The sequence below is a fragment of the Arthrobacter sp. 05T410 genome, assembly GCF_056396505.1.
Window position 1 is genome coordinate 335,463 of record NZ_JBFTLP010000004.1, and the last position, 26,291, is coordinate 361,753.

Genomic DNA, 26,291 nt, shown 5'->3' on the forward strand with positions numbered 1-26,291 from the left:
CAGGCAGGCTCATTGACGCTTGGGTTCCCCCGGGATACCTGTCACCTGTTGCTGGCGAAGATCGTGATCACTAAAATGCCGCCGATGATGTCCAGGACGCCCAGGACTTTTCCAGCGGTGGCTTTGGTCCCGGCCACTTCGGCTTTCCGGGCCATCATGATCGCCACGACCCCCATGGCGACACCGAACAGGAACAAGCCGATGACACCGATGATGATGGAATTGCGGCGGTACTTCCGTCCCTCGTGGAAGGCGACTGCTTCCGACTCCGTCGGGCCGTTCAGCGTTCCGGTGTGCAGGTCGTTCGACTCGCTCATGTGTTCCCCCAATTTTGGGCCGTTGTCGGCGCAATTGAGAGGCTACTACCTAATGGGTTGACCGGATAGAGGGAAACCTGACCGGGACTGTGGCCTCTACTCGGGGGCCGCCGATCCTTGACTCAGCTGTCACGGAGCACTCCCAGAATTGTCAAGCAATTTTCCCTAGTCAGTGGACAAAACCTGTGCATAAAGTGAGCGTCATCACTCACTTCCAAGCTGGAGGCACAATGTTCCGATATGCGGTCCGGGTCTCCTCTGGGAGTAGTTAGGAGGTGACGTCATGGGGCGAGCTGTCACAGCCATTGCCCGGGCGTCTTGGTGGCAAGTCGGCTTTCTCGTCGCACTCGCCATAGTGAGTTTGCTGGATCTGACCCCGCCACGCGTGCTGGGCGGCATCGTATTGCTGGCCCTGGCGCTGGTGATCGCCGTGTGCAAGCTCCTGGCACGGGGCGAGGGAGAAGAGCCTCGTTATTGAGGCTGATGCCACAAATCGAAGACCAAGGAGAGCACCATACTTCTTTGCCGCACCGTCCACGGCTCGTGCTAGCGGTGCGGCAACGAACGATCAACACAGAGGAGTCGTCATGGTTGAGGCAGCCTTGCCAAATCCGGGCGGAGGGGACCCCATCTGGGGGCTTGTCGTGTCAGGAATTCTCTTCGTGACTATTGCCGGTGCCTGGATCGTCATCTGGCTGCGGCGCCGGAAAGGGTAATGGCCACCGATCGTGGATGTTGAGATGCTCAAGCCATCGCCCCGGGGGAGGTGGGAAAAGGCCGCTGTCACTTCACAGGTCTGGCTGCTCTTCGTCGCCCTGTTTGTTTCAGACGTACTTCGCGATGCCCTGGGCTGGTGGGGATCCACCGCATTAACTGGTGTCATTATGGGCCTCGGGTCGTTCCTGCTCGTCCGCAAGTCGGCCCCGGAACGGAAAGAGCGGCTGGCTCGCGACGCTGAGCGCGGAGTCATCGAATGCGCACTCCGGTATGCGGACTCGCATCCCGACTCCCTCCGCGGCCGGTGGTTGCCGGGTTTCGCCGAAATCGGCACCGGCACGTTCAAGTTCCAGCCCGACTACATCGACAAGGGTGAGCCCGAAGGCAAGATCACTGTGTTCTCGGACGTCGTGAGCCAGGGCCAGATCGAGCCGCCCCCGAAGCGGCCTCGCGAGCTGAAGAAGAACTGGGGGATCGTGGCCCTCGCAACTGATAGAGGTCAGCTCCACTTCGCCACCGGGGAGCCTGGCTTGACGCTCATCGAAGAGCGGCTGGAGTAATCATGGGAAAGAGATAGCCGGCGGGCGGCCTCTAATCGTGCCATTTCGTATCCGTCAGTTCCGCGACCAACAGATCGGACCTTCAATGACAGGAGCCTCGCTAGCCATAGCTCGTCTGCGGAAAGCGACCCTGATCGCTCTCATCGTGACCGTTGTTGCTTTCGCCTCTGCACTGATCCTCCGGGGCTTAGACAACGGCTCGTCCCCGCTGTTGACGATCACTTATGAATTTCTTGGAGCTGTCGCCGGGATGGGAACAGCTTTCTTGCTGGTCTTCGTTCCCTTGTACGCGTGGCAGGAAAATCGGAAGGCACGACGTGCCGCCAAACGCTATGAATAACGAAAACGAAGAATCGGTGGGGTGAGCCATGAGCACTCCGCAACGACGGCGAACCCCGCTCCCGCCACTGGTTCTGGTCGCCGTGGGCGTAGGGGCTGCCGTCTCCCTTATACGGGGGCTGATCCCGGCGCTGCGCACTGAACAGTGGCAGTGGCTCGCATGGGTCCTCATAGCCTTTCAGGTCGTCGTGTTGGTGACCGCGATGGTGTACTTCGTGAGGTTTCTGCGGGAGCAGAAAGACGACTATTGGCGAGAACGGGGCAAAGGCCCGGAGCATCCGGAGATCTGACTCATGCCGACCAGTGAGGGGCGCAAGCGAATGGAGCCGCGGATGACTCGAGGCTCCTGGAAGTTTGGAGCCTGGTCCGCAGGTGGACAGATCGTGGTCAGTGCATTGCTCGCCCTCAACAAGCTCTGGCCGGAAAAGGGATTCGACGCCATGTCTTTCTGGATCTACCTGGCCCGGCTCGCAGTTAGCGTGATCCAATTCGCGCGTCTGCTCCGGGTCCGGAGAAACGACGCACCATTCTGGGACGAGGAAGAGGCCCGCCGAGCGGACTGGGATCAGCGGGGCCGGCAGCTGTAGTCACCCGTCACAGCTCAACGGGCTGGCGTCGAGCCTATTGCGCGCAACTCAAAGCCGAAAGTACCCGTTCCGGGGACCTGAGCGTTCAAACGCAAACGTAGGGCACACCTCTTTGTCAGAGATGCGCCCTACGTTTGTGTTCGAGTCAGTCCTTCTTGAAGGCGTCCTTGACCTTCTCGCCGGCCTGCTTCAAATCACCCTTGGTCTGGTCGGCCCGGCCTTCGGCCTTCAGGCTGTCGTCGCCCGTGGCGTTCCCGGCAGCTTCCTTGGCCTTGCCGCCGGCTTTCTCGGCAGCGTTCTCAATCTTGTCGCCTACTCCCATGGTGTTTCCTCCTCTGGTATTGGCAGCCGTTCGATTCGGCCCATGACCCTATCCTAAGCATGCTTACCATCCCGGATTTCAAGTGCGGCTGAACAAGGGGCGAATCCAGTCCGGTGCGCCTGCTTGCTTCCCGCCGCCCGTCTGCTTGCATGGAGCCATGACTGAGCAGCCGCCGGCAGCCGTAACCGAAGACCTGGACCGGCTGCAGTCCGCACTGGCCGCCGCCATCCCGGCCAGGACGGCGTCGAACCTCCTGGTCGGGACCTGGAACATCCGGGCTTTAGGGGACCTGACCGCCAAGTGGGCCGCCGGGCCAAAGGACTCGCCCAAGCGGGACTGGCACGCCATCGCCTGCCTGGCCGAGGTGATCGCCCGGTTCGACGTCGTCGCCGTCCAGGAGTCCCGCCGCAACCCGGCGGCCCTCAAGCGGCTCCTCGCCAGCCTCGGCCCGCACTGGCAGGTCATCATCTCTGACGCTACCGAAGGGGCCGCCGGCAACGGCGAACGTATCGCCTTTCTCTACGACAGCACCCGGGTCCAGCCCTCGGGCCTGGTCGGGGAGATCGTGCTGCCCCCGATCGGGGATAACCCGCAGCGCCAGTTCGCCCGCACCCCGTACACCGCCAGCTTCGCCAGGGCCGGGGTGGAGTTCACCCTCGCCTCCGTCCATATTCTCTGGGGCAAGAACCCTGGGGAGCGCCTTCCGGAGATCACGGCGTTCGCCGGGTGGATGCATGATTGGGCGGTCCGGCCCAATGACTGGAACTCGAACCTCATTGTGCTCGGTGACTTCAATCTGGACCGGATCGGCGACCCGCTCTACGAAGCGTTCATCTCCACGGGCCTCTGGCCGCCGACCGAGCTGAACGCGGTGCCGCGGACGATCTTCGACGATGACAAGACCAGACACTTCTACGACCAGCTCGCCTGGTTCTCCAAACACGACGGCACCTCCCTGCTGCAGGGTCTCAGTTACGGGCAGCGGGCCGGGACCTTTGACTTCATCCCGCACGTCTTCCGGGACCTGACCCGCAACGAGGTGTCCTGGCGGATCTCTGACCACTACCCGCTGTGGTGCGAGTTCCGGCTTACCTGAAACGCCCCGTCGGGTCTACCGGGTTCCGGCCGTTCCGCGGAACCAACCGCCCTGCAGGAGGGCAGCGACCGGATATGTACGGCGCGTCTACGAAGCCGGGTTCAGCGTGTCGGCATGGCGATGGGCTGCCTTCCATTGGCCGTTTTCACGGCGGTACACCTGTGTGGCCCGGAGAGTGAAGGTGCGAGGCTCGCCGTTCATCGAGGTGGAGATGTGCTCGAGGCCGGCCGTGTAGGCCATATCGCCAGCCACGTCATAGGCCTGCAGTTCAAAGCTGTAGGACGTACAGTCGGAGAACATCTGTTCAAGCCAGGTGAAGGCTTCATCCACCTCTTGCCGGCCGTATGCGTTCCGCCCCGCGCCCAGGATGCTCACCGGTTCCTGGTGCGACCACAGCACCCGACGCGGGGCTGCATCACCGTTATGCAGTGCCAGCTCCGCTTCGTACAGTTCGGACTTGACCCAGGCCAGGAAGTCGTCGCGGTCGCTCATGCCCCCAGTATGCTCCTGAACCAGCAGCCTAAGCATCCATACTTGCCTGCCCCAGCTCATCGCGACATCCGAACCCCGCGCGCGGGAGTCTCAGGAACTATACCTTTCAACACACTTCCAACAACCCCGTGTTTCCGGGGTTTTAGCGGCCCCAGGTGTCTCACTAAGTTAGTCTCACCGCAATGTCTCATAGAACCCTCAAGGGTCTATGTGACATCATGGGGACATGAAACTGGGGTACGCGCGGGTGAGCACCACCGACCAGGACGCACGCATGCAGATTGCCGCCCTCATCGAGGCGGGTGTTGCCGAGGACAAGATTTTCATCGACCACATGTCTGGGGCGAAGACCGCCAAGGAACGTCCCGGCCTGACCGAACTGCTCAAGTACGCCCGCGACGGGGACCAGGTCTATTGCTGGCGGATCGACCGACTTGGGAGGTCCCTGATCGACGTGCTGAACACCGTCGATGAGATGACCAAGAAGGGCATTGCCCTGCATTCCCTGGTCGACGGCGTAGATCCATCCACACCTTCCGGCCGCCTTCAGCTCGGCCTGTTCGCGACCCTGGCGGAATACGAGCGTGAACTCATCAACGAGCGGGTGCGTTTCGGGGTCCTCGCAGCCCAAGCCCGCGGGGTGAAGTTCGGCAAGCGGCCGGCCGACCCGGTCAAGGTCGAAAACAAAGTCGCCGCGGCGAAGAACCTGCTCGCCACCGGCAAGACCGCCCAGCAGGCAGCCGACGCCGTCGGCTGGTCCCGTGCCACCCTGTACCGGCACCTGAAAGAACATGGCGCGGAAGCACCGGCGCCCGGCGCTGCCGTGACCACCCCGCCGAAGGGTCGCTCCCGCTATATCGACAAGGGCACACTGCCAGCCCGGGACTGAGCCCGGAGATAGTCCAGAGAACTCTGGACTATTGGATGCAGCTCCCGCTGGCTGGGTTCGGCATAGGCCACACCCGCGGCCCCTGCTCCGGCACCGACCCAGCCGGAGGAGCCCGGTGACTCGGGCGACGACGAGACGGGCGAGCACGCCGAAACCCCGAAGCCCTCTACGGCACCGGGCAACAGTGCCTGGGCGCACGCGAATGCCGCCGAGCACCGCGCCGCCAGCCAGGCCAACGCCGCCCTGCACCGCAATGCCGGACACAAGGACGACAACGCTGGCCAGCGCGAGGATGCGGCACCTGCCGCTCCGGCGCCGGCAGCAGCCGCCGCCTCTGGGCACGGGAACAGGGACCACGGTAAAGGTCACGGCAAGTAACTGAACAACTAAAGGGCCCCGTACCGATTCCCCGGTACGGGGCCCTTTGCGGTCGTGTCGCGGACGAGACTTCTCCCAGGACACATAAGGTCGGGGCATGGAAACGGACCAGGCCGGTCAGCTGAAGGGGCAGACCTCGATCAACGACCTGCTCGACGAACCCGTCGGCACCGAACCTATCCAGATGCCATTGCCATCCACGTCCAGCTGCCGTCCGGTACGATCCGGCGATTGGCCTGACCGTCGTCGTCGCCAGAAGTGCACGTCCTGGGCTGAATCCGGCGGCCTGGGTTCGGGCTGCCCTATGGCTCGGTTCCAGCGGCCGCGTCGATGCTGACCCGACCGCTGGAACGGTGAAAGCCCTTACAGGCCTGTTTTGCTCACACCGTATTCGGCCTGGGCCGGGGTGAAGCCCTCGTAGGCCAACTGGTCTTTGAGTCCGGCACGCGAGAAGGACGAGTATTCGAGGTAATCCTTGGCTTTCTTGGCTGCCTGTTCGTTCCAGTCGACGGTCATGTGGTCCACGGCCCAGGTCGCATCCGCTGTTGAATACTTCTCGAACGCCAGCTGGTTGATCAGGCCGGTGCGCGAGAAGGCAGAGTATTCGAGGTAGTCAGCGGCCTTGTCCCTGGCGTTCTGCTGACTCATCGTCCCAGCGTTAGCAGCCGCCTTGGCAGCAGCGTCGGCATCGGCTTTTGCCTTGGCGGCGGCGTCAGCTTCGGCCTTGGCTTTGGCGTCAGCTTCGGCCTTGGCGGCCTTTGCGGCCGCGTCGGCATCAGCTTTAGCCTTGGCGTCAGCCTCGGCCTTGGCGACGGCGGGGTCCTGCGTTGCGGTCACTGCCGGAGCGGCAGTCGCGGCAGCAGCCGTGGAGTCAGTCACCGGGGAAACCGAGGCGGCGGACGTTGAGCCAGAGCCGGCGCGGGCGGAGTTGACGACGATGCTCAGGAGAATGAAAACACCCGTGACAATCAGGGCGATCTTCTTGTGCTTGTCGTAGCCTTCCAGCGGAAGCCCCTGCTTGTCCCTGGTGTTGTTGGTGAGCACCAGAATGAGGTCGACGAGGGCCCAGATGCCGAGGCCTCCGAGGGTGACCAGCTTGAGGATGCCGGTTCCGACTTTGCCCAGGTAGAACCGGTCTGCACCGAAGATGCCGAGGAGGAGGGAGAGCAGCCATGTCACGAGGAAGGATTTGCTGCTCTGCTGGGCCTGGCCGTAGCCATAGGCCGGGGGATAGGAGGGGGCGAGGTTAGGGGGTTGGCTCATGAGAGTCCTTTCAGAGGACACCTGACCGACGTGCGATGCGATGCGAGCGAAGCGTGCGGAGTGGGTGCGGTAATGGACGCGCATGGAGGGAGCCCGGCGTGGAGCGCGGGCCGCAGAGGCGCTAGATCGCCCCAGCCAGCAGCTGCAAACATGTTCGCTTCCCCCAATAGCGTCACGGGCGTATACCCGTATGACGGATGTTACATTGCCTCAGCATAATTGAATGCAATCACATGGAAAATGACATACCGGTTGCACACGACCAGTTCAGCGCCCACCGGGCAACTTTGATCTGAGTTCTGCTGCACGGGAAGCGAGGGCCCGACGCTGGTCCCGGGTGAGTCTTCTGACCTGCAGGTCGAGGACTGCCCGGGCGCCCACCTCCCCAACACCCAACAGTTGACCCACCCGACGCCTTGCTTCGTCCACGTCCTCTGAATCCTCAATCATCTGGAAGACCTCGTCACGCCGATCCATCGCCCGCACCAGGGCATCGAGGATCATCAGTTCATCCCTCATGTGCCGCTCATCCTCATCCATGCCGCGATTCTTGCACGACCGGCAGTTTTTGGGGCATCGCCGTCCAGTTAGGGGATCCCTCACCTATGCTCCTCCTGTGGGCGGACGGCGCCAGTGCAAATCCTGCGATGAGCCGCTGACCAGCTGACGCCAGGGACCAGCGCGTCCGTACACATGGGGTGCATGAGCACCGAGACTTCCGCCCGCGCCTCCGCCCCGTTCGTCTTGAAGCGTCCTTGCGATAACTGCCCGTTCCGCACCGACCGGGCACTGTTCCTGTCGCGGGACCGGGCGCAGGACATCGCCGACGCGCTGCACTCCGATGCCTCCTTCCATTGCCACAAGACGCTCGAGCTGGACGCGGAAGAGGGAGACGTTGAGGTCACCGCGGCGTCCAAGCACTGTGCCGGGGCGATGATCGTCCTGGAGCACGAGGACCGGCCCAACCAGATGATGCGGATCGCCGAGCGCTTCGGGTTCTACGACCGTGCGGCGCTCGTGATGGATTCGCCCGTCCCGGAGGCCCTGGACGAATGGGTGGACCTGCACGATGAGGGACGGACAGCACCTCTCGGGGCCGGCATGAGGTGTGAGAGCTGGCCAACGCCGAACTGGCCGGCGGCCGGGTCCTCATTTCATAAATGTGCCGGTTGCGGAACAAATATGAAATCGCGGCGGCGTCTTCACCGTTGGCGGGTCACCGTGACTTGCCGGCAGTCCCCATGAACTTCCGCCGCGCCTCGGCAATCCCCTCCTCGGAATGCAGCTCAGCCCAGGTCTGCTTCGGGGCGAGGACCCTCGGCGAGGGGTCTGCGACTGGGGCAATAGAAACCGGCGTCTTTGGCGGCTCCAGCTTGCGGCGTGGGGGAGCCGGTTGCCTGGGCTTTGCTTCCTTCTCGACGATGACCGGACCGCCGATGAGCGACCAGTGTTCGTCCCGGATCCGGGACACGAAGAACTGCCCAATGAGCGAATCACAGGCGGGGCAGACAAAGGCGCTGTACCGGCTGCCCTTGGTCTTGCTGGCCCGCAACTCGATGCGTGCCTTGGGGACGTCCGCCTGCGTTGCCTTCGTCCACCGGTCGACGATCTGATGGACGTCGGGGTGGTTCTCGTACCGCGTCGGCCCCACTGGATTCTTGACCTGGAGCGCCGGCACACGCGCCCACCTTTTCCCTGGGCTGGGACTGTGGGCATCCCACACCAGCATGGGCTCTTCGCAGTTCCAGCAGCCGGTCAGGGCGCCCCAGACAAAGGCCTGGGAGTCTGCCTCCACACAGTGCTTGCCGAAGGCGATCTCGGGAGAGGCACATCTCATGTTCATCTCCATGACCGCCTCTTCGAGGTCGGCGAGCCGTTTAGCCGCAACGTCCCGTTCGGCCTGTTGCATGGCCTCCGCCTGCCGGTGCATTTCGACCTGGTTCTCCGGCGACCCGCCCTTCCACTGGTGGCCGTGATGCAGGAGTGCTGTCACAGTCTCGCCCAGTGTCTCGGTGTCGCCAGTGGACCTCACGAAGTCCTGGCTAATCTCTAAGGCCAGCAGGGCGGAGACATCGGCGGGGATCGCTGAGCTCTTCCCGAAGCCTGTGACCATGACCGGGACCCCGATCAGGTGGTACTCGAGGCGCCGGGGCACCAGCCAGACGGGGAAGATGCCGCTCCGGAAGTAACGGTCGGTGCGGCGGAAGTACTTCTCCGGGGACTGGGAGGACAGCTGGACCTCGAAGGCAATCCGCTGACGGAGGTCATCCGACTCGGCGAGGACGTCCACGATCCACTCCCGGGAAGGGTGGGCGAATTCGACGACGGCGTGCCAGCCCGGGACGGCATCGATGCACCCCGCCAAGGCCTCCTTCATCGCCAGGTGCTGGTTTGTCTCGCCGCCATGCTCGACGTTGCATTCGGCCACGCTGTAATGGGCAAAGAACCTGGTGTCGGCGCCCCGGCTCTTCGCGACGGCCGGATCCCGCACAGCGGCATGACGAGCCGTTCCCGTTCCTTGGAGTCCTTGAGCGCGGCCCAGGACTCGATACTGTGCTTTGTGGCGTTGACACGTTCACCGTCAAATAGTGCTACCAGCAGCATTTATCCCCCTCCAGATGCCACGAGTCACTCTGCCGTCACCCTAACCTGCGCAAGGCGGCCGAACCACACCCAGACACGTGAAAATGTAGACCCGGACAGCAGAAAGCGCCGGCTGGTGGGCCGGGGCTTTCGTGCGGTGGGCCCCTAGGCGTCGGTGAGGCCGTCGCGGGACTTGTTGTTGTTCCGGTCCGGCACCTCAACGCTCTTGATGGTCCAGAGCAGGCTCTCGTCGATCCAGAGCGAAACCGGGTTCCGGTCCATGATGGCTTTGACGCGGGCGCGGGTGTGGTGGCCGTACAGAATGATGTCGGACTCCTGCACGGTAGTCATCCTGCGGGAGGAAGAAGTTGAACTTTGCCCGTACGTGCTGTGGGCACCGGTCAACCGCCTCGAACACTCATCTAACGAGTCAACCCTCCGCGCTGCATCAGAAGTTTACGAGTAACCGCCCCGGTCGGCCGTGCCGAATAAGCTGGAGCGATGAAGGACCATCGACCCCTCGCTATCTTCGGAGACTGGCACGGGGACGTCGGCTTCGGCCTCGATGCCATTCGCTCAGCCGCGGCCGCGGGCGTGGGCACCATGCTACATGTGGGAGACTTCGGCCTGGACTGGCCAGGTGCCCTCCGTGGCCGCTACGAAGCCAGACTCTCAAAAGAACTCGTCACCCACGACGTTCAGCTTGCGGTGTCGCCGGGAAACCACGACAACTGGGACACCGTCTTGGCGCTTCCAGTTGGAAGCGACGGGCTAGCCGAGTGGCGTCCCAATATCTTCATCTTGCCTAGAGGCGGCCGAACCGTCGTAGAGAGGCTCACCGTCGGAGCCCTCGGGGGCGCGTTCAGTGTCGACTCCGAAATTAGGAGTCCGGGCAAGACCTGGTGGCCTAACGAGGAGCCCACAGCACAGGAGGCACGGAAACTGGTTGCCTGCGGCCCTGTTGACATCCTGATCACGCACGACGTCCCCGCTGGCGTGCCTCAACAACGATCTGGTAGCCGTGGTCATCGGCGTACCTCCGGCAGTCGGCAAGCTGACGGGCAACGCCGAGGCCTTCGTGCTGGAGGTCTTTGGAGATGCGGGTGTAGATGGCTGCGCGGGTGCTCACAGGTTAAGCGTAGGGTGCGTGCGGCAGCGACCCTTGCAATACGTGCGGTTGCTGCGTTAGACAGTGCACGTCATTCGAAACGTGCCACTGACGGGGATGCAAAGACGTGCACGGCGTAGCCTAGCGGACCGGACCTTCGTCGTAGCTTGTTGAGGAACGGTGATATGTATGAATGGTCTCAACGTCCTAGCGTTGGAGCTTTTCGTAGTCTGATCGGGCAGCCGCTGGCGCGAAGCCATGGTAATTTCGAGCGCTCAGGTGGTAGATCGGTGGCCATGGGCTGCCGACAAGGATCTGCGCCGGATCAGGCGAGATCAGTAAGGCTGCGCCTTCCCAAATTTCATCGGGCAGAGCTTCCATCCACGCCCGCTGAACGTGGTCGAATTGGTTCCACCGCAGTGTGACCCACGTGCCCGTAGGTTCCACCGCCTCGATGGCCAGAATTGTGACTTCGGTCGTTGTTCCCAACTGTCGCCTGATCGACTCGAGCCTTTCCCACTGTTCGATTGCGAGTGCGGTCCACCGTTTCGCCCGCCGCTCCCGAACGATCCAAGTCGCGGCCACTGCCCCTGCAAAGACGAGGGATAGAACAACCTGCAGCCATAGGTAGGGAGACGCTGGCGACGTCAAGATCGCGGAGGTGCTAAACGCAAGGCAGAGGACCGCGGCGAGACTGGCAAACAACAGCCAGCCCGTCAGTACTTTTGGCTTCACGAATGGATTTGCGTTCATTTGCACCGCCCTAGGACCGTCCAATATTAGCTCCCAAGATCTACTGGTTGAACAGTGGCGGCAGCACGGGAAGTTCGATTTGAGATCCCGGCAGTTGTGGAGTCGTGCGTCTCAGGCGACCCAGCAGCCACTGTTGAGACCAAGGTGTGGACCCTCGAGTGTTCCGTGGACTGCCCTGTGTCGGCCGCGGCTGGCTTGGGTCCGAGCGGAAGCGTCTCGCTGTCGACATCCCAGCGGTCTCGGTAGCCGGCAACCTCTCGGATGAGGCCATGCCACGTCTGCGGAGCGATCCTTCTGGGAAGCAAAGCCCGGAGAGTATCCTTCCACCTGGTGTCGTCGGTTAGTGCGGCACGAACGATGTTGCCGTTTCGCTGGCTAATACGATGCTCGACTTCCTCCAGCAAGAGGCTGATGTCTTCCCGGTGAGATATCGAAGGGGCTGGTGCGGCGGAGTCCGATGGCCGTCCTCGGTGCGCGACGGCGAGGAGCCGAGACCGGACGGCAGACACCGGGTCCGTGCCGTCCGCCGGGGACTGAAGTGCGTCGATGAGGGCTTGCTCCGCAGCTGAGTGGTCCACCGCTGAAGCCTGCCTCCACGCCGAAATAACGACGCCCCACGCCGGCGATTCCCGAAACGGTTGTACGGCGGCAGGGAAGTGGGCGGTGATGAGCCTAGTGACGTCGTCGTGCGCGGCGATTTGGAGGAGGTAATCCCGCTCCGCCAAGAGCTGGCTCAGCGAGTTGGCCTTGGCAGCCTCAGCGGCTCGGATTTCGTGGGCCGTGTGTTCGGCGCCTTCGGCCGCGAGGACTTGACTGAGGATCTGCTGCCAGTCCGGCAGAGTTGAGGGATCGATGGCGTGGTGGTCGCGAGGGTCTGGTTCGCAGACGTAAGCGGTGTTGGATTGGCGTCCGCGGGTCATCGAGACGTAGAAGAGTTCGCGGGTCAGTCGTCCTTCGGAGACGAGGGTGTGCCCGGTATCGACAGTGATTCCCTGGGAGCGGTGGGCTGTCGTGGCATAGCCGAGCTCGGCGGACTCGGCGAGGTAGCGGCTGGTGAGGGTGATGGTGGCGCCGGTGTCCAGCCGTGTGCCTGTGACGGATCCGTCGGTGCTTGGCGGGTCGGTGATGGTGAGGAGTGTGCCGTTGCGGATGAAATCGCCGGTGTGGTCCGTGAGGCGGCGGTCGTTGCGCCTGGTCAGGATTCTGTCGCCGCGGCCGGCGTGGAGTCCATCGCTCAGCAGGATGGCCGATTCCGGGTCGACCCGGCCGGTGGCGACTTGGTCAGCCTGGGCACGTTCGTTGAGCAGTGCCACGGTGTCATTATCGGGTGCGATCAGGATGGACGTCCGGCCGGCTTGGACATCGCTGTTCCACCGGTCGTAGGCTGCATCGACCATGGCGTCGTATGTGCCGGAGCGGATCCGTCCCCGGCTGTTGTAGTCCTGAATGGCCTGGCGGTCACCCGATCTGAGTTTCAGGGAGCTCTGACGTTCCCAAGGCTGCGTGAAGCGCCAGATGGTTTTCAGCTTCACGGCCTTGCCAGTGCGATCGAGCCACCCGAGCATGCCGCCGGCATCGATCGCGTCGAGCTGGGCGGGGTCGCCGACAAGAACGAGCTTGGCGCCGGCCGCTTCCGCTTGGTCGACGAGGGCCGCGAGATGGTGGGTCGGGACCATGGATGCTTCGTCGATGATGACGAGCTGGCCGGGCCGGAACTGCCATCTGGATTGGGTCGCGGCGAGGGCGCAGAGCTGCTGGGCCAGCCTTCGAAGGTAGCGCGTGGACGCCCTGTCAGTCCCGGCCCTGGGAAGGGCATCCAGGTATCGTTGCTCGGACTCGAAGTATCTTTCGGCGCGCAGCGCGGCTCCGGGCCCGGTGGATTCGTAAAGCCATTTGGTGACGTTGTCGGTTGCCAGATCGAGTTCGTGACCGAGGACGTCGGCTGAGGCCGCGGCAGGGGCCAGGCCGATGACGCTTCCAGGCCCATAGTGTTGTTCCCAGAGACTCTTCACTGCGGCCATGGTGGTGGTCTTGCCGGTTCCGGCCGGCCCTACGACGGCGTCCAGCCTCCGACCGCTTGCCAGGATGATGGCTGCGGCGTCGAGCTGGTCCGGCCACAGTCCGACCCCGCTCGAGTTTGTGTACCGGGTGAGTCCATCGCCTGCGGACGGGTCCGGTTTGGGCGCATCAGTAGAGTGATGAGCTGCCATAACGCGGGCCTCGTTGGCCAGCGTGGATAGGTCGGTATAGAGGTGGCCAGCGGGCCAGTCAAAGACACTGTGCCCGTTGAAGGCGATGTCGGGTGCGGTGGTGGCTGCGGGGCCGTAGCGGAATTCGCTCAGGGGGACGGATTGCGCTTCGGCGGACGTTGCGACAGCGTCCATGATGCGTCGACGGTCCTCTGGGCTGACGCAGCGGAGTTCGAGGCAGATTCGTTCCGCTTCGGCGAGCAGGTTCCACCGGTTCCAGGTCGCCCGCCTGCCGGCCACAGCCTGCTCCACGAGCCTGCCGGTGGTCTGGATCCAGGCGAGGCCCAGGTCGGATTCGTGCACTGGGGCTGTACGCGAGCGGTCGATAGTTTCGGCGAGGACCCGCTCGGCGTCGAAGCCTTTGGCCGCCGAGCGCTTCCGCCATTCCTCGGTCCTGATGGAGAGCGGAACGATGCGGTCGGGTTTTGCCGTGCGAGTCGAGAGCGTGGCCTGCTGACGAAGCCGGATCTTGTTGGACGCCGTCGGTTCGTGGCCGTGGGTCTGGGCCCATTCATGAACAAGGCGGTCAGTTTCGACGTCGATCAGCCGGGATCGGCTTGAGAACTCGCGGATCAATTCGTCCTCGACGCCGGTGAGCTCGAGTTTGGGGTTGTGTTCGGCTTTCCCAGGCCGGCGGACGTCGGCGTCAATGCCGAGGTCGCGCTTGAGCTGGTCAAACAGGAGACCGTTGTAGTGTTCGCTCGCCGCGACCGTGGCTTTGTAGAGCGTGCGTGAGTCCAAGGTGGCCCAAGTTCCGTCGGAGATGCGTTGGACGCGGTTGGCGATGACGACGTGAGTGTGGAGTTGAGGATCGCCGTTTCGGGACTCCCAATGGTCGAAGGATGCCGCGATCGCGCCGCGGACGCTGAGATGGGCGACGCCGTTGTGACCGGCGCGGGTGTGGATCGCAGTTTGCTCCAGCCAAGCCATGGTTGCGTCGAGAGCCGCGTGGTGGGCCCGCAGGATCCTGTCCTTCTCGCCGCTGCCAGCCAGGGCCCACAGCACTGAAATCGACTTCGGGACACTGAATGTGAGGTCAAAACCTGCGACCGTGGGGCGTCGACTGGGCGGCGTCGCGCGCAAAGCATGTGGATCTCGCTGCGTGTGCCTGCTCAGCGCCTCTCCGGTCGTTGGATTTTCTGCCCGTTCAAAAAGCGCTTGCGCGGCCGACGGCGTGACGGTGGCGCCGGGTTCGACGCCGATGCCGGCCAGTCCGGTTCCCAGCCATCTGCCCTGCGGATTGCTGGAGTGGGTGTAGTAGTCGGTCAGACTTCGTGTGGCAACGTCAGCCCGCAGGGTCGTCTTAAGTAGGTACTTCACCCCGGATTCACCGGACAGCCTGGCAATCGAAACAGTCATGAGTCTGCCCTCCTAATGCTCCATCCCCGGCGAGCAAAGACGTCGGTGACCTGTTCTCCAAGGTGGGCGGCCGCCGTCGTCGTCGCTATCGACACCAACCGAGCGGCCAGTACTCGGAGATCACTCACGTCCTGGCGTTGGCGTTGGCGCAGCGACGAGTTCTCGCTCTGGAGAGTGCGGACACGCTCCGCGAATGCATTCGAGATGAAGACGGCTCGATCGGCCGTCACAGCCACTTCGCTCAGTCGGTCGTAGGCGGTTGCAAGTTCATGGTCGTGATTGGCAGCAGCTCGTTGCAGTCTTCGCTCGTAGCTAGCGCGGAGGCGTGAGATTTCGGCACGATGCTTGGACAGCGAATCGCAGTCCTGGACGGCGTGCCGGAGAGGAAGTGATTCGCGGGCGAGCGGGAGATTTTGCCTCTGCCCCCGGCGCGCGGCTCGATACCGTCGCTGCCGCTGCCGACTCGCGCAGACGGGCGTACAGAAAGTCTGTCCTCGGCGGACGGGCGAGAAGCTGGCAAGACATTCCGGGCACACTTGGTCGTTCACACTCGTCCATGGGCTTCAGGGTGCGAGTCCGCATGACTTGGCGTTAGGTGATTCGTTACGGGCGCATCAAAGATGCCAGAGGTGTGAGGCGCTTTGTGGTCGAGCGAGGAGGGCTGGGTGAGGGCGTCGTAAGTCTGTCTGCAGCGAGCGGCGCTGTCTGGCGGTTCGACCGTAGGGGAAGGCCGTGCGGGGCCGGATGCATGGGGAAGTTGCGAGTTGGCTGGATACAAGAAAGACCGTCGACGGCGGGTCGACGGTCTTGGGTTCGGACGGCAGCTATTGAAACTACGGATCGCTGCGCCGGGTTGGCTGGTTGCCGGTGTCATTCTGGAGCGCCTGGGCCAGCCGCTCGATTTCGAACGGATTGAATCCGGACCAGTGGTGATGATCGTCCACCACCACGACGGGCGCTTGCGAGTATCCCAGGTCTTGCACGTACTCCAGCGCTGTGTCGTTGCTCGTGAGGTCCACGGTAGAGTATCCGACTCCTGCCTTGTCGAGACTGAGGTAGGTCATTCTGCATTGCTGGCAGTTCGGTTTGCTGTAGATGACGATGTGCACTGCACTCACCTTCCTGGGAAATCAAGTGATTGGACGTAGCTCCGGTCACAGGTGCCGGTAGGCCTGGGTTTTGCTCCGAGCCCACCCCGACACGAGCCCGCAGCCGAGCATCTCTTTCATCAGCTGAGCGAGGCGGTACTCGGGATCGAAGGACAAGACGAGATCCATGAAGTCAGCCGCTGTGGATCCTCTGCCTTTCCACCACGCAATGCAGCCCAGTAATGTCAGCGGTGCTGCCGCATGCTGCGGGGAAGCGACGGAATACAGTCGCAGCAGGAGTCGTTCCGCCGCGTCGATGCGGTCCCAGCGGGGCGAGCTTTCGGACTCGCCGAACAGCAGAAGTCCCATGGGGAGATCGAGCCCGGGCATGTCGGCGATAAGCCTGTCCCGGAGCCCAGGGAATTGCAGGATCGCCAGCAGCTCTGCTAGCTGAGCCGCCGTCGGATCATTCCCGCCCTCAAGCAGGAGGTCCCATAGCGCGCGAGCCTGTGCCGTCTGCACGGTGGCATTTCGCGAGGAGACTCTATTCTTGTTGGCCTCCACGTCGATTTCAAATGCAGGCGTCGCCATACGGTGGGGAAGTGCCAGCGACAGACTCCTTCGTACCTGGCTGCCACGGAAGATCAGTTCCGAGTTGATGCAGCTCGACTGGACAGCCTCGAGTGGGACCTCTGGGCCGTAGGACGCTGTGTGTGGCTGGTACTCGGCGAATGATGAAGGCCCTACGATCCAGCCAACACGGATTGGCATACCGGACTCTGCCAGCCATTGCGCGACTTCGTGGATGATTGGGCGGAAGAATTGCCGTCGTTGTGCTGTCCAGGGTGCGTCCGCGAAGATGGCGAACACTGATGCTGTCGCGTCGGTGTCGCTACCGAGGTGGCCGGCGACGCTCCGGGCGTAGAACTCTGCATGTTCCGAGCTGGAGGGCAGGTCCAGCCGCAGTGTGGCACCCATGCGGTTGTTTTGCAGCGTCACGCAGACCAGACTCTCGTGGGGCCAGTAGCCCAGGCTGTGCCCGATCAGGCTGATCAAGTCGGCCGCGGTGGTGATGTGAAGCGTTTCCATGGTGGTCTCCTCCTGTTTTGCGTTGCTGGTGTGATTGGGCGTCTGCTCTTGTGGAGCCTTCTGGTAGAGGAGATCACCGCTGGGTATGAGGGCCCGGAGTGCAACCCGGGGGACCGGGCAGGAGGAGAGAATTCTTGCGAGGAAATAAGCGACGAAGGAGCGCCGAGGAAGAATTCTTGGGGGAATGCCTGGCGCGGAGCGCCCGGGTTGCGTGCAGGGACCGCCCAGCGATGATTGGGTACCAGAAGGCACCGCTGAAGATTGGGATGACTCCGCCGGGCACTCGCGGAGACATCTGAATGGGTCCGCACGGAGTCCTTTGTCCATCTTGCTCGCGCCTGTCCGGATGCTGTTCAGCTGCGTTTCGTGGTCAGTAGCCGTGTATGTGCGAGATGTCCGGCTCGCTGCCGTCATTCTTCTCGAGTCGCAGTATCCGATTGTCATTCGTGCCAATGCCCGCCACTACCGGGTTCCTATCATGGCTCCCGTGGTGGGGAGACGCTCCGGCGCCATGCTCTGTACGAGGTCTCGGCGATGGCCTATGGGCGTACTGCGCGCCGATGGCGCCGCTTGAGGCAATGCTGTAGGCGCAGTAGCCCTACCTCGCGCGGTCTGCTCGCTTGGCTGATGGGTTCTTTGTCTGCCATTGTTGTCTGCTCATGTCACCGCCCGTTCTATCCAGCTTGCTCGTTCGGTTTCCCCCGCTCCTCCATGCGGTCTTTCGGTGCCGCGGACATGACTGAGGAGCTGCCCAAAGCGGTCAGGTCGTGAGAGAAGCCAGCCTTGGTCGCGGCACGTAGGGGCCTCCGGCAAATGATGCGGTTAACCAGCACGCTGGGAATTGGCTGGCGTCGTGGGTTGGAAAGCCCTGGGCGTTGCCTATTGTGCGGATGAGTGGGGGCGGCCCTGGTCTTGCCCACGGACGAGCTCGAATGGAACTTCTTGTGAAAGAGCCACGGTGAAATGACGAAAATTTATCAGGGATCTTGGCTGACAGTATTTACAGCAGTGACGTATTAGGCGAAGCCGGCGACCGAATCTACTGCGTGGTGTTCGATGGCCACGGGGGAGCCGACCGCTCCGACGATGATGGCGAAAGGCGCGAGTTTGGGGAGTCCGTCGGGGTTTCGCGTCGCGCTGCCGGGGTGCTGGACAGGCTGCTGAGGCGCTTTGCATCGGGGTCATCGAAGAGGTGGTGGCCTTCGCAACGTCGGCGGCGCGCTGGGCTGGGTTGCCGGACTTGAAGATGCCCGAGCCGACGAACACACCGTCAGCGCCACCCTGCGTCATTGTCGTGGTGTCGGCCGAGTGGCGGCGCCGCCGGCGGTGAACAGGACCACGGGGAGCCTGCCGGTGGAGGCCCTTTCTCAGCGTTTGATTGTCCGCCCCTTCCCCGGCCGCCTACACCGCTGCCTACGTCGGGTAGATGGCGATGGCAGCGGCCTTGATGCGAAGTAGACGGTCATTCCGGGCGTGAGGCCGAGGTCGGCTGACGCCGCGGGAGTGATGTCGGCGGAGAGGCCACCAGCATGGACCCGGATCTGATCGCCGTGCGGCTCAAGATCCGTGATTCTCACTGCGAATGAGTTCCGCGGGCTGCCGTGTTCTTCGGTGAGGAACACGGATACTGCCGAGGGGGGAAAGACCGCCACACCGTCCTGCCCGGGACCGACGGTGCCCGAAGGTTTCCCCGGCCCGGACATCGAAGGAGAGGTCTTTGATGACCGTCGTGTCCCCGAAGTCCATCCGGAAGTCCTTGATGTGTACCAGCGGCTCCGCGGCCGCGCCCCCCGACGTCATGCCCACTACTCGAACCGGACACTGGTCTTGGTTCTGCCCCGGCCGCGCCACGCATCCCGCGGCCCGTCAGAGTCGAGGCGCCGTCAGATCAACGCTGGCCTACCACTCACATGCGCAGGCAACATGAGGTCTGGCGTTCTTCATTTTCCTAACCAGAGGGCGGCAACTGCGCCGAGCAACCACGCGGCAAGGACCAGAGTGTAGACGATCGACAGTGCGAAATCATGCTCGAAGGGCCAGATGGTTTTTCCTCTACGCATGTAGGGACCCCGTTCGACTCCCAGGGAAGCTTCGAGTGCCCGGGCTCTGCTGATCAGATCGTCGTAGAGCTGGGAGTTGCGGATATCGTAAATCCGGATTCCGACTGTAATACCGAATCCCACGATTGAGGCAAGGAAGACCAAGAGGGGTGGTCTATCCCCGCGGGGGGCAGTGAGGAGAAGGGTGAGAGCTAGACCGCTGACTGTGGGGACGATGGTCAGAAGTTTAAAACGGACATCCGTGAGTGCCCGGATCTGACTGCCGAGCTCGGCATAGACAGCCTTAGGCATATCCGCAAAGGCTGAGTCCAAGTTTCCAACGGCTTGGGCGGTGAACACGTTCTTTCCGCTGGGGCTTGCCTGACGCTCATCCCCGAGGTGGAGAGTGATATATCGCGACCACTCCGCGGAGATAGGCGACTGGTGGACTTCAATCGACATAACTGCGCGTGAGTGGCCTTTAGCGAGCAGAAACCATTTGGGCTGGCTAGCGCGGGAGGACCCCTGATGGGCCGACATCCACGAATCAAGGGGATGATCCTGATGCGGCAGGATTTCTACATCGAGAGAGTCACGGCTTCCCAGCTTAGGTAGGTCAAACGCGGTGCGTTGGTTCCTGGGGTCGGCGAGTCCTTGGACGCGCCACGAGCGGGTCACGGTATGGTTTTCATCACCCAGCAGCGCTATTTGCGCCCCATCGCGGGGAACTCCAAGCAATCGCCGCATGTGATAAGTGAATGAGCCCAACACGCGCCTTGCGTGAGGAACTGAAGAGACCGAAAGCGGGTCCTCCAATGTCGGGCCATGAAGTCAACCTACTCCCTCAACTTAATTGTGGATGCAGTCCTCCGGCTTCAACGCCTCTTCGCTCATGTCGCCCCCTCGTGTTCTGAATTGGATAACTAAAGCAAAGCGAATGCCCTCAAGAATCCGAAGGCATACCTGTTGATTACGGAAACCTAGCCCGGTGGCGTTACTACAGCGTTATTTCGCAGTCAGTTCCCGTTCTTTGACCCTCCCCTGGGCCGCGCGACGAGCACGCTCCCATAGGCGGCTACCTTTGTCGGAAAGCCTAGGACGATCGTCGGCGGATCGATGACCGGATCCGCACCATCGGGCAGAACTCGCCGCCGGGCAGCCCCTACTGGCGCGGCTGTCTGCCGTGGAATTTGATCCTGGCTGGTGCTGAACCCAGGCTGGACCGGTCCTCGACGGCCCCGTACGGATGGTGAAGTATTCCGTCCGGGCCCGGTTCGTCGGCAGAAAAGGTCGGGTTCATCGAGGGCGTCCGAGCTCGGGTGTTCGACGGCCGTGCCGTGGCCGCCAGCATCAGCGAATAATTGCCAATAGTGGGCAGTCTGTCCCGTTGGATCACTACCTGGAGGTCCGTAAGACCAATCCCGGTGCGTTGGGCTGCCTCCCGCCGGGTTAACGACGACGCGGACGGGACCTGTGAACTTCACACTTTAGGTCAAACACAATCCGGCGCCGAACACCCACCGCCGACACACGCAAACACGCGGGTCAGCACAGAAAATTATGGATTCGGCCTGATTTTCTCCGGGTGTAGAAGACCGTAAGTGACGAAACTCCCGCTAGGTCTGGCGAAGCCAGTTGCCCGGCGTGGATTCCGGCCAGCGCAGTATTCCCGGGGATTCGCCCATGGTCACTGTCAAAGCCGCCCAACGCTCGGCAAAGGCCACCGCGCCCCGGTCTTCACCCCGGGAGCCGGTGCCGTCCGGCTCGGCAGCCAGCCAGGTGAAGGACGCCAAGGCCGTCCCGCGGGGGTCGGCCGCTTGCCATTGCAGAGCCGCCGTAGAGGCCTCACATTTTGAGGCCAGCCGGCCCACCAACGTCTGGTCGAGCATCCCCGAGCTGCGCAGCAGGACATACGGAATCTGTGCGACGGGTGTCCGGGCCCCCAGCCACTGCCATCCGTCGCGCTCGGCTGCCGGCAGGGATGCCGCCGCAACTTGGAAGATTTGCTCCTCGACTCCGGCAATGGCAATCCGGGAAACAGTTTCATCAGCCGGACTCCGGGTGCCCGGCCCGCCGGCAGGCCTGATGAGCCAGGACTCCGTCTCGGTTTCCGGACCGGCGCGCAGTTCATGCGGCAGCCCGCCGGTCACCTCACCGTAGAGCCTCTCAAAGGCGGCATAAATCGATTCGTCGTCGCACGGACCGCCGCGCAGCAGGGTCCCGGCGGGCAGGGTCCCGGCGTCAAAGGAGCAGTCGATCGCTTCGATCAGCCCTCCGGCGTAGTAAACATTCAGTCGATACTGATCACTGAACCGGCGGGAATCCACAGCAGCCGCAAAGCCGCCGCCGATCGCCGAGAGGGCCCGCGGCAGGCCCATGTCCATTGATCCGGAGCCGCTCTGCCGATGCGCCAGTACCGACACTGCGTCCTGTCCGTTCGCCGCGTCGGGGTGGAACCAGGTCACTGAACTCGCCCCCGGAGCCTGCGCGAGCGCCGTATCGAGTTCGCCCCAGCTGCCGCCGGGAACATGGCGCAGCCGCTGGATGACGCGGTAACCATGGCCGGCCAGCCCGCGCTCGACGACGGATGCGACGTCGTCGCGGCTGATTCCGCAGGCGAAACTGACTTGGACCGTCAATGCTCCGTCCTCTCTTCCGGGCCGCGGGCCGGTGCAACGCCGGTGAGCACCGGTTTGGGGACCACCCAGACTCCGTCGGCGCATTGGATGGTGATCTTGGAGACCGTCGTGCCTTGGTAGTAGGGGCCGAGCGGGTGGTCCCCAGGCCTCGTGGGACCGATGTTCCAGCCGGCTTTTACTTCCTCGACTGACTTTCCCGGGATCGAGATCTCGACTTCCACCTGAGTGTATCCATGGTTATTGGCCTTGGTCAGCGCCTCCTGTGCCGCGAATCGCGCTGAGCCGGTGTTGGCCTCGGCGCTGTGTGCCTTGATGGACAGCGGCCGCGCGGGCACGCCGATGGTGCCGTCGATACCGGGATAAGTGACGTTGCTGGCCGAATCACCGAAGACGTGGACTTCCTCGCCCGTTCGGGCGGCGATCCGTTGGGCCGCAGCGATTTCGGCCGGGTCCGGCGGCACTGATTCATAGTGTATGGTGATGTTTCCTTCCCGTCGGACGTTTTTCAGGGTGGGGCGCAGCGGGTTGTCGCCTGCGCGGGCCCGCAGCCGCTCGGCCTCCTCCCCGCGTGCCGTCTCGGTCGCCTGTTTCTTGGTAAAGTGTTCGGCTACTTTCTGTGCCCGTTCCGCAGTCATGGACTTCAATACGGTTTCCGGGTTGCCGCTGTCGGCACGGATTTCCCCCATCCAGCGGTCGAAGCCGATCCGGACATTTTCAGGCAGTCCGCTGCGCACCGATGCCTCCAACGGTCCGGGATTGACGATGGGCCGCGGCACGGGAGGCACCGTTTCCCTGGGCAGCCGGACGCCAGCGTAGGCGTTGGGGCCCGACGGCGTTTTGCCCGGCAGCCGCACTTTGGTTCCGGCGATTTCCCCCGCACGGTAGGCGCGGCTGCCGAGCAGCAGGGTTGTCACGTTTCCGGCCCCCTCGCCGAGCTGCGATGAGCGCGCCTCGCTGCCCAGTTTGGCATCGGTGCCAAGGCGCCGGCCGTTGATGCCTTCGACCAATTGGCTGACGCCTACGATGTCCCCAGCGGAATGCACAATCGTGACGGGGATGGGCACGTCATAGCCGGATTTTTCGATCTCCTCGCGGCGGCCTAGATACGAGCCCACGCCGCCGACGGCGGCGACGCCGGCCAGCAGCCAGGTCGCCTGGCCCAACGTGATCACTTCCGCGCCGACAAACAGCCCTACGAGGCCGATTACTAGCAGCCCCTTGCCCACAGTCGCGCCGAACGAGGCGAGCACGCTGCCCGGCAGGAGCTCATTGCGGTCGATGTGTTCATGTTCGAGCGGCTGCCGCTGGGCGGCGGCGATGGCCTTCGAATAGCCCGAATGCAGCAGATCCACTAGGACGGACTTAGGTGAAGTCGTCAGGAAAGCGGCATCGAACATGTGCCCCGCAGCCCAGCTGACGAGTTCCCCCGCCAGGGAATTCAGGACCAGTTGCAGCTGCGGATCACCGGTGACCAGGATGTCCTCGCCCTTGGAATCGACAGGTATAACGTAGGGGAAGGTCCTTGAGGAGTAGCCCCAAAGCCCGCGTGCCAGGGCATAGAAGGAGTCGAAGTGCTCTGCCCGCTTCTGCTGCAATTGGGGGGAATTCTGTGTTGCTTCTTTTTGCGCAGCGAGCTGCTTCCGGGACGACTCCTCGATATCCTTCCTGAGCTTGCCCACCCACAGATCCGCATAGATCTTCGCCAGATCGGCCGTCAGGAACGCCGGCGTGTCCTTGGTCCGGTTATACCAGTCCAGGAACTGCCGCAGGGTCTCGGCGGTGCGTGACTTCTCCTTGGGGTCGGTCAGGCCTGCAGCCTCGGCGTGCCTGCCCTTGATGAACCGCAGGAACTCGTCCGTCTTTTCCGACCGCGGGTCGCTGGGCTGCTGGGGCCGGTTGAGCGACTGCGCCCACAGCTCGGGCGGGGTGATGGCCCTCAGCTCGGTCGTGCCCTGATGCTCATCGAGCCATTTGTGGTACCGGAGTACGGCATCCGCCGGTTCGGTGATTCCGTGCAGGTAGTTCAGGAAGTTCCCGTAAGTCCGGTCCAGTTCGCTGGGCTGGATCTGGGCGAAGACCTCCGGTGCGCCTCCCGGCGGAGTCAGTCCGATCCGCGGATGGGCCAGCAATTGTTCGCTGACAAACCGCGCGGCGATCCTCTCGGCTGCTGCTGGTGGGGAGAGCCCGGCCAGCGGAATGCTGAATTTGTTCTGCCCATCATCGATGTCGATGGCGCCCAGGGAGTCAATGACGTAGCTGCGTGAATACATCGGTTCCGCCCGTGCATCCGCGGACGCCTGCACGGTGAGCGAAATCCGGTCTCCCGCGGCGAGGACGGCGGCAGCTACAGGCGGCGCCGGTGCCCGCTGGATTCGGCCGGCCGCAGGCGCGCGTTCCTGCTGCATAACATGGGTGAGTTCATGGGCCAGCAGGGCCCGGCCCGATGCGCTCCCGGGTGCATACGCGCCGCGTGCGAACACAATATCGGTCCCGAGCGTGAAGGCCCTGGCCCCCAGGGCTGCGGCGGAGTCCGCAGCATTCTGATTGCTGTGGATGCGGATCCGGTCGAAACCGCGGTGGAACCGGCCCTCCATCAGCGCCTGCGTACGCTCATCCAGCGGCTGCCCGCCGGTCCGCAGGCCCTTCCGCGCCGCGGTCGGCGCTTCTGCAGGCGTCACCCTGGCACCAACGTCCTCGCTGCCGCGGACCGGCGTCGCCCCAAAACCGTGTTCGACCGCCGCGGCTTCCCGCTCGGCAGTGCTGTCATCGGCGGGGCTGTCACGGCCGGGGCGCTCAGCCGTCCCGCCGGGAGCCATGATGCTCAGCCTGCTGAATCGGTGGCCGATGCCGGCATTGAGGGGTACGGCGCTGTCGGGGCCTTTGACGGCCGCTCGCCGTCCGGGAAACCAGGCGTTCTCCCGGCCATTGCGATCCGTGCCGGAAGTCACGGATCCTGGCGTGTCCTTCCTCACCGGGTCCCGACTCGGCGACGGTTGCAGTTGCGCGCTTCTCTGTCCCATCCTGGCTCCTAGCGCCATGACGGCCTTGGTATCCTCGGTATCCGGTCCGGGATATGCGTCAGGTCCAAAACCCATTGCACAACGCTGTGCGCCCGACCGTCAAGGACCACAAATCCGGCTTCGCATTTAGGCGTGGTTGGGCGGTTTTCCCGGTACGGCCGGCGGCCGCCGGCTGAGAGCAGCATGCGCAGCCGGTAGTTCGAGAAGCTCTTGCAATCCTCCGGGTCAGCTCGGCCACCAGTTTCCGGCCAGTGTCGGGCTTTCCGGCTTGCCGGCCTGTTGGACCAGGGACTGCATGCGGTCTTTCGCAGCGGCCGCGTCCGCTAAGGATCCGGTGGAAAGCAGAGCCCGGAGCTGTTCCTTGACCAGCCAGGCGGCATGGAGTCTGCCGGTCGGATTTTCGGTACTGAAGACTGTGCTGAGTCGGGCGCGTCCACGATCCGAGTGCGTGTCCCCTGCACGCAAGAGCAGGCGCCGGTTGGCCCAGACCGGGTCGATGGAGCGTCGCCGCCTTCCATGGACCTGCTGCGTCACACGCTGCCGGACCTCGGTGAGTATATCGTTGCCGAGCTTGACCAGATGAAACGCATCAACCGAGACGGCGGTGCGCGGAAGCCACATCCGTAAGGTTTTGCGGAATGCCGCGGACGGATCGATGGCGACGACCTGTACGCCCAGACGCCACTCCAGCGGCCGGGCGAAGAGCCAGTTTCCGACGCCTTCGCTGTCGCGGCCGTCCACGATCCCCAGGACCTAGCCGCTGTCCAGATCGACGATCGTGGTCATCCGCGGCTCGTACCATTTCCAGGCCTTCGTTTCGGGGTCGCGGAAGAACCGCACGGACCGGTAGCGGTGTTCATCAATGCCCAGCATCCGCGGCGCGAGCATGTCCACGTCCGGCAGCGTCATTGCCGCGGAATCCAGGGCTCTCTGCACCAACCACCACGAGACCCCAAACGATGCCGCCGCCTCGGAAGCCGCCCTTCCGGAACCGATCACGGCCCTCACGAGCGGAACCATGAGCCGCCGCGTGATCGTGCGCCATAACCACCTGGCGGCGGAGTTCAACGGCGCGGCGTTCAACGTCGGCGTCACCTTCGCCCCCCTCAACTCGCCGTTGCCCGCCCAGCCCTTGTGGCTCATCACGGAGAACGTGATGGAGCCGGCGGCGATCAAAGTCGACGTTCCCGCGCGCGGGTCGGACCAGGTCGGCCCAGCCGCAGTCAAAGCGAGAATTCGCGGGCTAACCGATAATTTCGCTTGACATGATAGGGGAAAAATTGCTATGAAGGTTGCGCGTGAGTAGCTATTGGTTAGGCTGCCGAGTGGTTCGTCAGAGCGACGGTCTACAGCTTGGGTTACACCGAGATGCCCGTTTAACTGATTTCGCTAGAAGGTAGAAGG

Annotated in this window: 26 protein-coding genes and 3 pseudogenes; 9 read left to right on the top strand and 20 right to left on the bottom strand. The window is 63.4% G+C overall.

All coding sequences use genetic code 11. The annotated features are described in order from the left end of the window. Positions 1 to 41: 41 nt before the first annotated feature. Positions 42 to 317 carry a hypothetical protein gene (locus tag AC1DFR_RS08600; protein ID WP_476870732.1) on the bottom strand — a complete coding sequence of 92 codons (276 nt, stop codon included), beginning with the start codon at positions 315 to 317 and terminating at the stop codon, positions 42 to 44. 283 nt (positions 318 to 600) lie between these two features. Between AC1DFR_RS08600 and AC1DFR_RS08605 the strand changes: the two genes are divergently transcribed. From AC1DFR_RS08605 to AC1DFR_RS08625, 5 genes are all read left to right on the top strand, one after another. Next, positions 601 to 795, top strand: coding sequence for a hypothetical protein (locus AC1DFR_RS08605; RefSeq protein WP_476873126.1), 195 nt, complete (start codon positions 601 to 603; stop codon positions 793 to 795). A 262-nt stretch (positions 796 to 1,057) separates the two neighbouring features. Further along, positions 1,058 to 1,594 (top strand): hypothetical protein, encoded by a 537-nt coding sequence (locus tag AC1DFR_RS08610; protein WP_476870734.1) that lies wholly within the window; start codon positions 1,058 to 1,060, stop codon positions 1,592 to 1,594. 37 nt (positions 1,595 to 1,631) lie between these two features. Then, positions 1,632 to 1,934 carry a hypothetical protein gene (locus tag AC1DFR_RS08615; RefSeq protein ID WP_476870735.1) on the top strand — a complete coding sequence of 101 codons (303 nt, stop codon included), beginning with the start codon at positions 1,632 to 1,634 and terminating at the stop codon, positions 1,932 to 1,934. 28 nt (positions 1,935 to 1,962) lie between these two features. Further along, positions 1,963 to 2,223, top strand: coding sequence for a hypothetical protein (locus AC1DFR_RS08620; protein WP_476870736.1), 261 nt, complete (start codon positions 1,963 to 1,965; stop codon positions 2,221 to 2,223). Between the two features lie 42 nt (positions 2,224 to 2,265). Then, on the top strand, positions 2,266 to 2,520 hold the full coding sequence (locus AC1DFR_RS08625) for a hypothetical protein (protein ID WP_476870737.1): 255 nt from the start codon (positions 2,266 to 2,268) through the stop codon (positions 2,518 to 2,520). A 145-nt stretch (positions 2,521 to 2,665) separates the two neighbouring features. Here the strand turns inward: AC1DFR_RS08625 and AC1DFR_RS08630 are convergent, their stop codons facing one another. Beyond that, positions 2,666 to 2,842 (bottom strand): CsbD family protein, encoded by a 177-nt coding sequence (locus AC1DFR_RS08630; RefSeq protein ID WP_476870738.1) that lies wholly within the window; start codon positions 2,840 to 2,842, stop codon positions 2,666 to 2,668. 157 nt (positions 2,843 to 2,999) lie between these two features. On the opposite strand from AC1DFR_RS08630, the gene AC1DFR_RS08635 reads away from it, so the two are divergent. Then, entirely contained in the window at positions 3,000 to 3,938 is a 939-nt protein-coding gene (locus AC1DFR_RS08635) for an endonuclease/exonuclease/phosphatase family protein (RefSeq protein WP_476870739.1), read from the top strand. A gap of 87 nt (positions 3,939 to 4,025) precedes the next feature. Here AC1DFR_RS08635 and AC1DFR_RS08640 read toward each other — a convergent pair whose 3' ends face one another. Then, positions 4,026 to 4,430 carry a nuclear transport factor 2 family protein gene (locus AC1DFR_RS08640; protein ID WP_476870740.1) on the bottom strand — a complete coding sequence of 135 codons (405 nt, stop codon included), beginning with the start codon at positions 4,428 to 4,430 and terminating at the stop codon, positions 4,026 to 4,028. 226 nt (positions 4,431 to 4,656) lie between these two features. On the opposite strand from AC1DFR_RS08640, the gene AC1DFR_RS08645 reads away from it, so the two are divergent. Next, a complete protein-coding gene (locus tag AC1DFR_RS08645; RefSeq protein ID WP_476870741.1) occupies positions 4,657 to 5,319 on the top strand; it encodes a recombinase family protein in 663 nt (220 codons plus the stop codon). A gap of 741 nt (positions 5,320 to 6,060) precedes the next feature. Here AC1DFR_RS08645 and AC1DFR_RS08650 read toward each other — a convergent pair. Together AC1DFR_RS08650 and AC1DFR_RS08655 are read right to left on the bottom strand one after the other, a co-directional pair. Then, positions 6,061 to 6,960, bottom strand: coding sequence for an Ltp family lipoprotein (locus AC1DFR_RS08650; RefSeq protein WP_476870742.1), 900 nt, complete (start codon positions 6,958 to 6,960; stop codon positions 6,061 to 6,063). Between the two features lie 267 nt (positions 6,961 to 7,227). Next, on the bottom strand, positions 7,228 to 7,500 hold the full coding sequence (locus AC1DFR_RS08655) for a DNA gyrase subunit A (protein WP_476870743.1): 273 nt from the start codon (positions 7,498 to 7,500) through the stop codon (positions 7,228 to 7,230). Positions 7,501 to 7,662: 162 nt separating this feature from the next. Here AC1DFR_RS08655 and AC1DFR_RS08660 point away from each other — a divergent pair, with 162 nt between their 5' ends. Next, positions 7,663 to 8,205, top strand: coding sequence for a hypothetical protein (locus AC1DFR_RS08660; protein ID WP_476870744.1), 543 nt, complete (start codon positions 7,663 to 7,665; stop codon positions 8,203 to 8,205). Here the strand turns inward: AC1DFR_RS08660 and AC1DFR_RS08665 are convergent. The 15 genes and pseudogenes from AC1DFR_RS08665 to AC1DFR_RS08735 form a co-directional block, all read right to left on the bottom strand. Next, a complete protein-coding gene (locus tag AC1DFR_RS08665) occupies positions 8,177 to 9,451 on the bottom strand; it encodes a competence protein CoiA family protein (RefSeq protein ID WP_476870745.1) in 1,275 nt (424 codons plus the stop codon). The genes AC1DFR_RS08660 and AC1DFR_RS08665 overlap by 29 nt on opposite strands. A gap of 257 nt (positions 9,452 to 9,708) precedes the next feature. Then, positions 9,709 to 9,885 carry a hypothetical protein gene (locus AC1DFR_RS08670; protein ID WP_476870746.1) on the bottom strand — a complete coding sequence of 59 codons (177 nt, stop codon included), beginning with the start codon at positions 9,883 to 9,885 and terminating at the stop codon, positions 9,709 to 9,711. Between the two features lie 631 nt (positions 9,886 to 10,516). Continuing rightward, positions 10,517 to 10,672 carry a hypothetical protein gene (locus tag AC1DFR_RS08675; protein WP_476870747.1) on the bottom strand — a complete coding sequence of 52 codons (156 nt, stop codon included), beginning with the start codon at positions 10,670 to 10,672 and terminating at the stop codon, positions 10,517 to 10,519. 186 nt (positions 10,673 to 10,858) lie between these two features. Next, positions 10,859 to 11,404 (bottom strand): hypothetical protein, encoded by a 546-nt coding sequence (locus AC1DFR_RS08680; protein WP_476870748.1) that lies wholly within the window; start codon positions 11,402 to 11,404, stop codon positions 10,859 to 10,861. A 26-nt stretch (positions 11,405 to 11,430) separates the two neighbouring features. After that, a complete protein-coding gene (gene mobF, locus AC1DFR_RS08685) occupies positions 11,431 to 15,012 on the bottom strand; it encodes a MobF family relaxase (RefSeq protein WP_476870749.1) in 3,582 nt (1,193 codons plus the stop codon). An 833-nt stretch (positions 15,013 to 15,845) separates the two neighbouring features. Further along, entirely contained in the window at positions 15,846 to 16,130 is a 285-nt protein-coding gene (nrdH, locus tag AC1DFR_RS08690; RefSeq protein WP_476870750.1) for a glutaredoxin-like protein NrdH, read from the bottom strand. Between the two features lie 36 nt (positions 16,131 to 16,166). Continuing rightward, positions 16,167 to 17,189, bottom strand: coding sequence for a DUF4192 domain-containing protein (locus AC1DFR_RS08695; RefSeq protein ID WP_476870751.1), 1,023 nt, complete (start codon positions 17,187 to 17,189; stop codon positions 16,167 to 16,169). Positions 17,190 to 18,363: 1,174 nt separating this feature from the next. Then, positions 18,364 to 18,556, bottom strand: a pseudogene (locus AC1DFR_RS08700) (pyridoxal 5'-phosphate synthase lyase subunit PdxS); the annotation flags it as partial. A gap of 46 nt (positions 18,557 to 18,602) precedes the next feature. Further along, positions 18,603 to 18,859: pseudogene (locus AC1DFR_RS08705) on the bottom strand (TOBE domain-containing protein); the annotation flags it as partial. Between the two features lie 7 nt (positions 18,860 to 18,866). Then, positions 18,867 to 18,989: pseudogene (locus AC1DFR_RS08710) on the bottom strand (ABC transporter ATP-binding protein); the annotation flags it as partial. A gap of 140 nt (positions 18,990 to 19,129) precedes the next feature. Further along, positions 19,130 to 19,690: a hypothetical protein gene (locus AC1DFR_RS08715; protein ID WP_476870752.1), complete on the bottom strand. Its 561-nt coding sequence runs from the start codon at positions 19,688 to 19,690 to the stop codon at positions 19,130 to 19,132. 1,154 nt (positions 19,691 to 20,844) lie between these two features. Next, positions 20,845 to 21,867 (bottom strand): hypothetical protein, encoded by a 1,023-nt coding sequence (locus tag AC1DFR_RS08720; RefSeq protein WP_476870753.1) that lies wholly within the window; start codon positions 21,865 to 21,867, stop codon positions 20,845 to 20,847. Continuing rightward, positions 21,864 to 24,815, bottom strand: coding sequence for an eCIS core domain-containing protein (locus tag AC1DFR_RS08725; RefSeq protein ID WP_476870754.1), 2,952 nt, complete (start codon positions 24,813 to 24,815; stop codon positions 21,864 to 21,866). Before AC1DFR_RS08725 ends, AC1DFR_RS08720 begins: the two co-directional genes overlap by 4 nt. Positions 24,816 to 25,112: 297 nt before the next feature. Further along, positions 25,113 to 25,628, bottom strand: a complete 516-nt coding sequence (locus tag AC1DFR_RS08730; protein ID WP_476870755.1) for an ISL3 family transposase — start codon at positions 25,626 to 25,628, stop codon at positions 25,113 to 25,115. Between the two features lie 12 nt (positions 25,629 to 25,640). Next, positions 25,641 to 25,796 carry a hypothetical protein gene (locus AC1DFR_RS08735; RefSeq protein WP_476870756.1) on the bottom strand — a complete coding sequence of 52 codons (156 nt, stop codon included), beginning with the start codon at positions 25,794 to 25,796 and terminating at the stop codon, positions 25,641 to 25,643. Here AC1DFR_RS08735 and AC1DFR_RS08740 point away from each other — a divergent pair. Beyond that, positions 25,774 to 26,151 (top strand): hypothetical protein, encoded by a 378-nt coding sequence (locus AC1DFR_RS08740; protein ID WP_476870757.1) that lies wholly within the window; start codon positions 25,774 to 25,776, stop codon positions 26,149 to 26,151. The genes AC1DFR_RS08735 and AC1DFR_RS08740 overlap by 23 nt on opposite strands. The last annotated feature ends 140 nt before the right edge of the window (positions 26,152 to 26,291 follow it).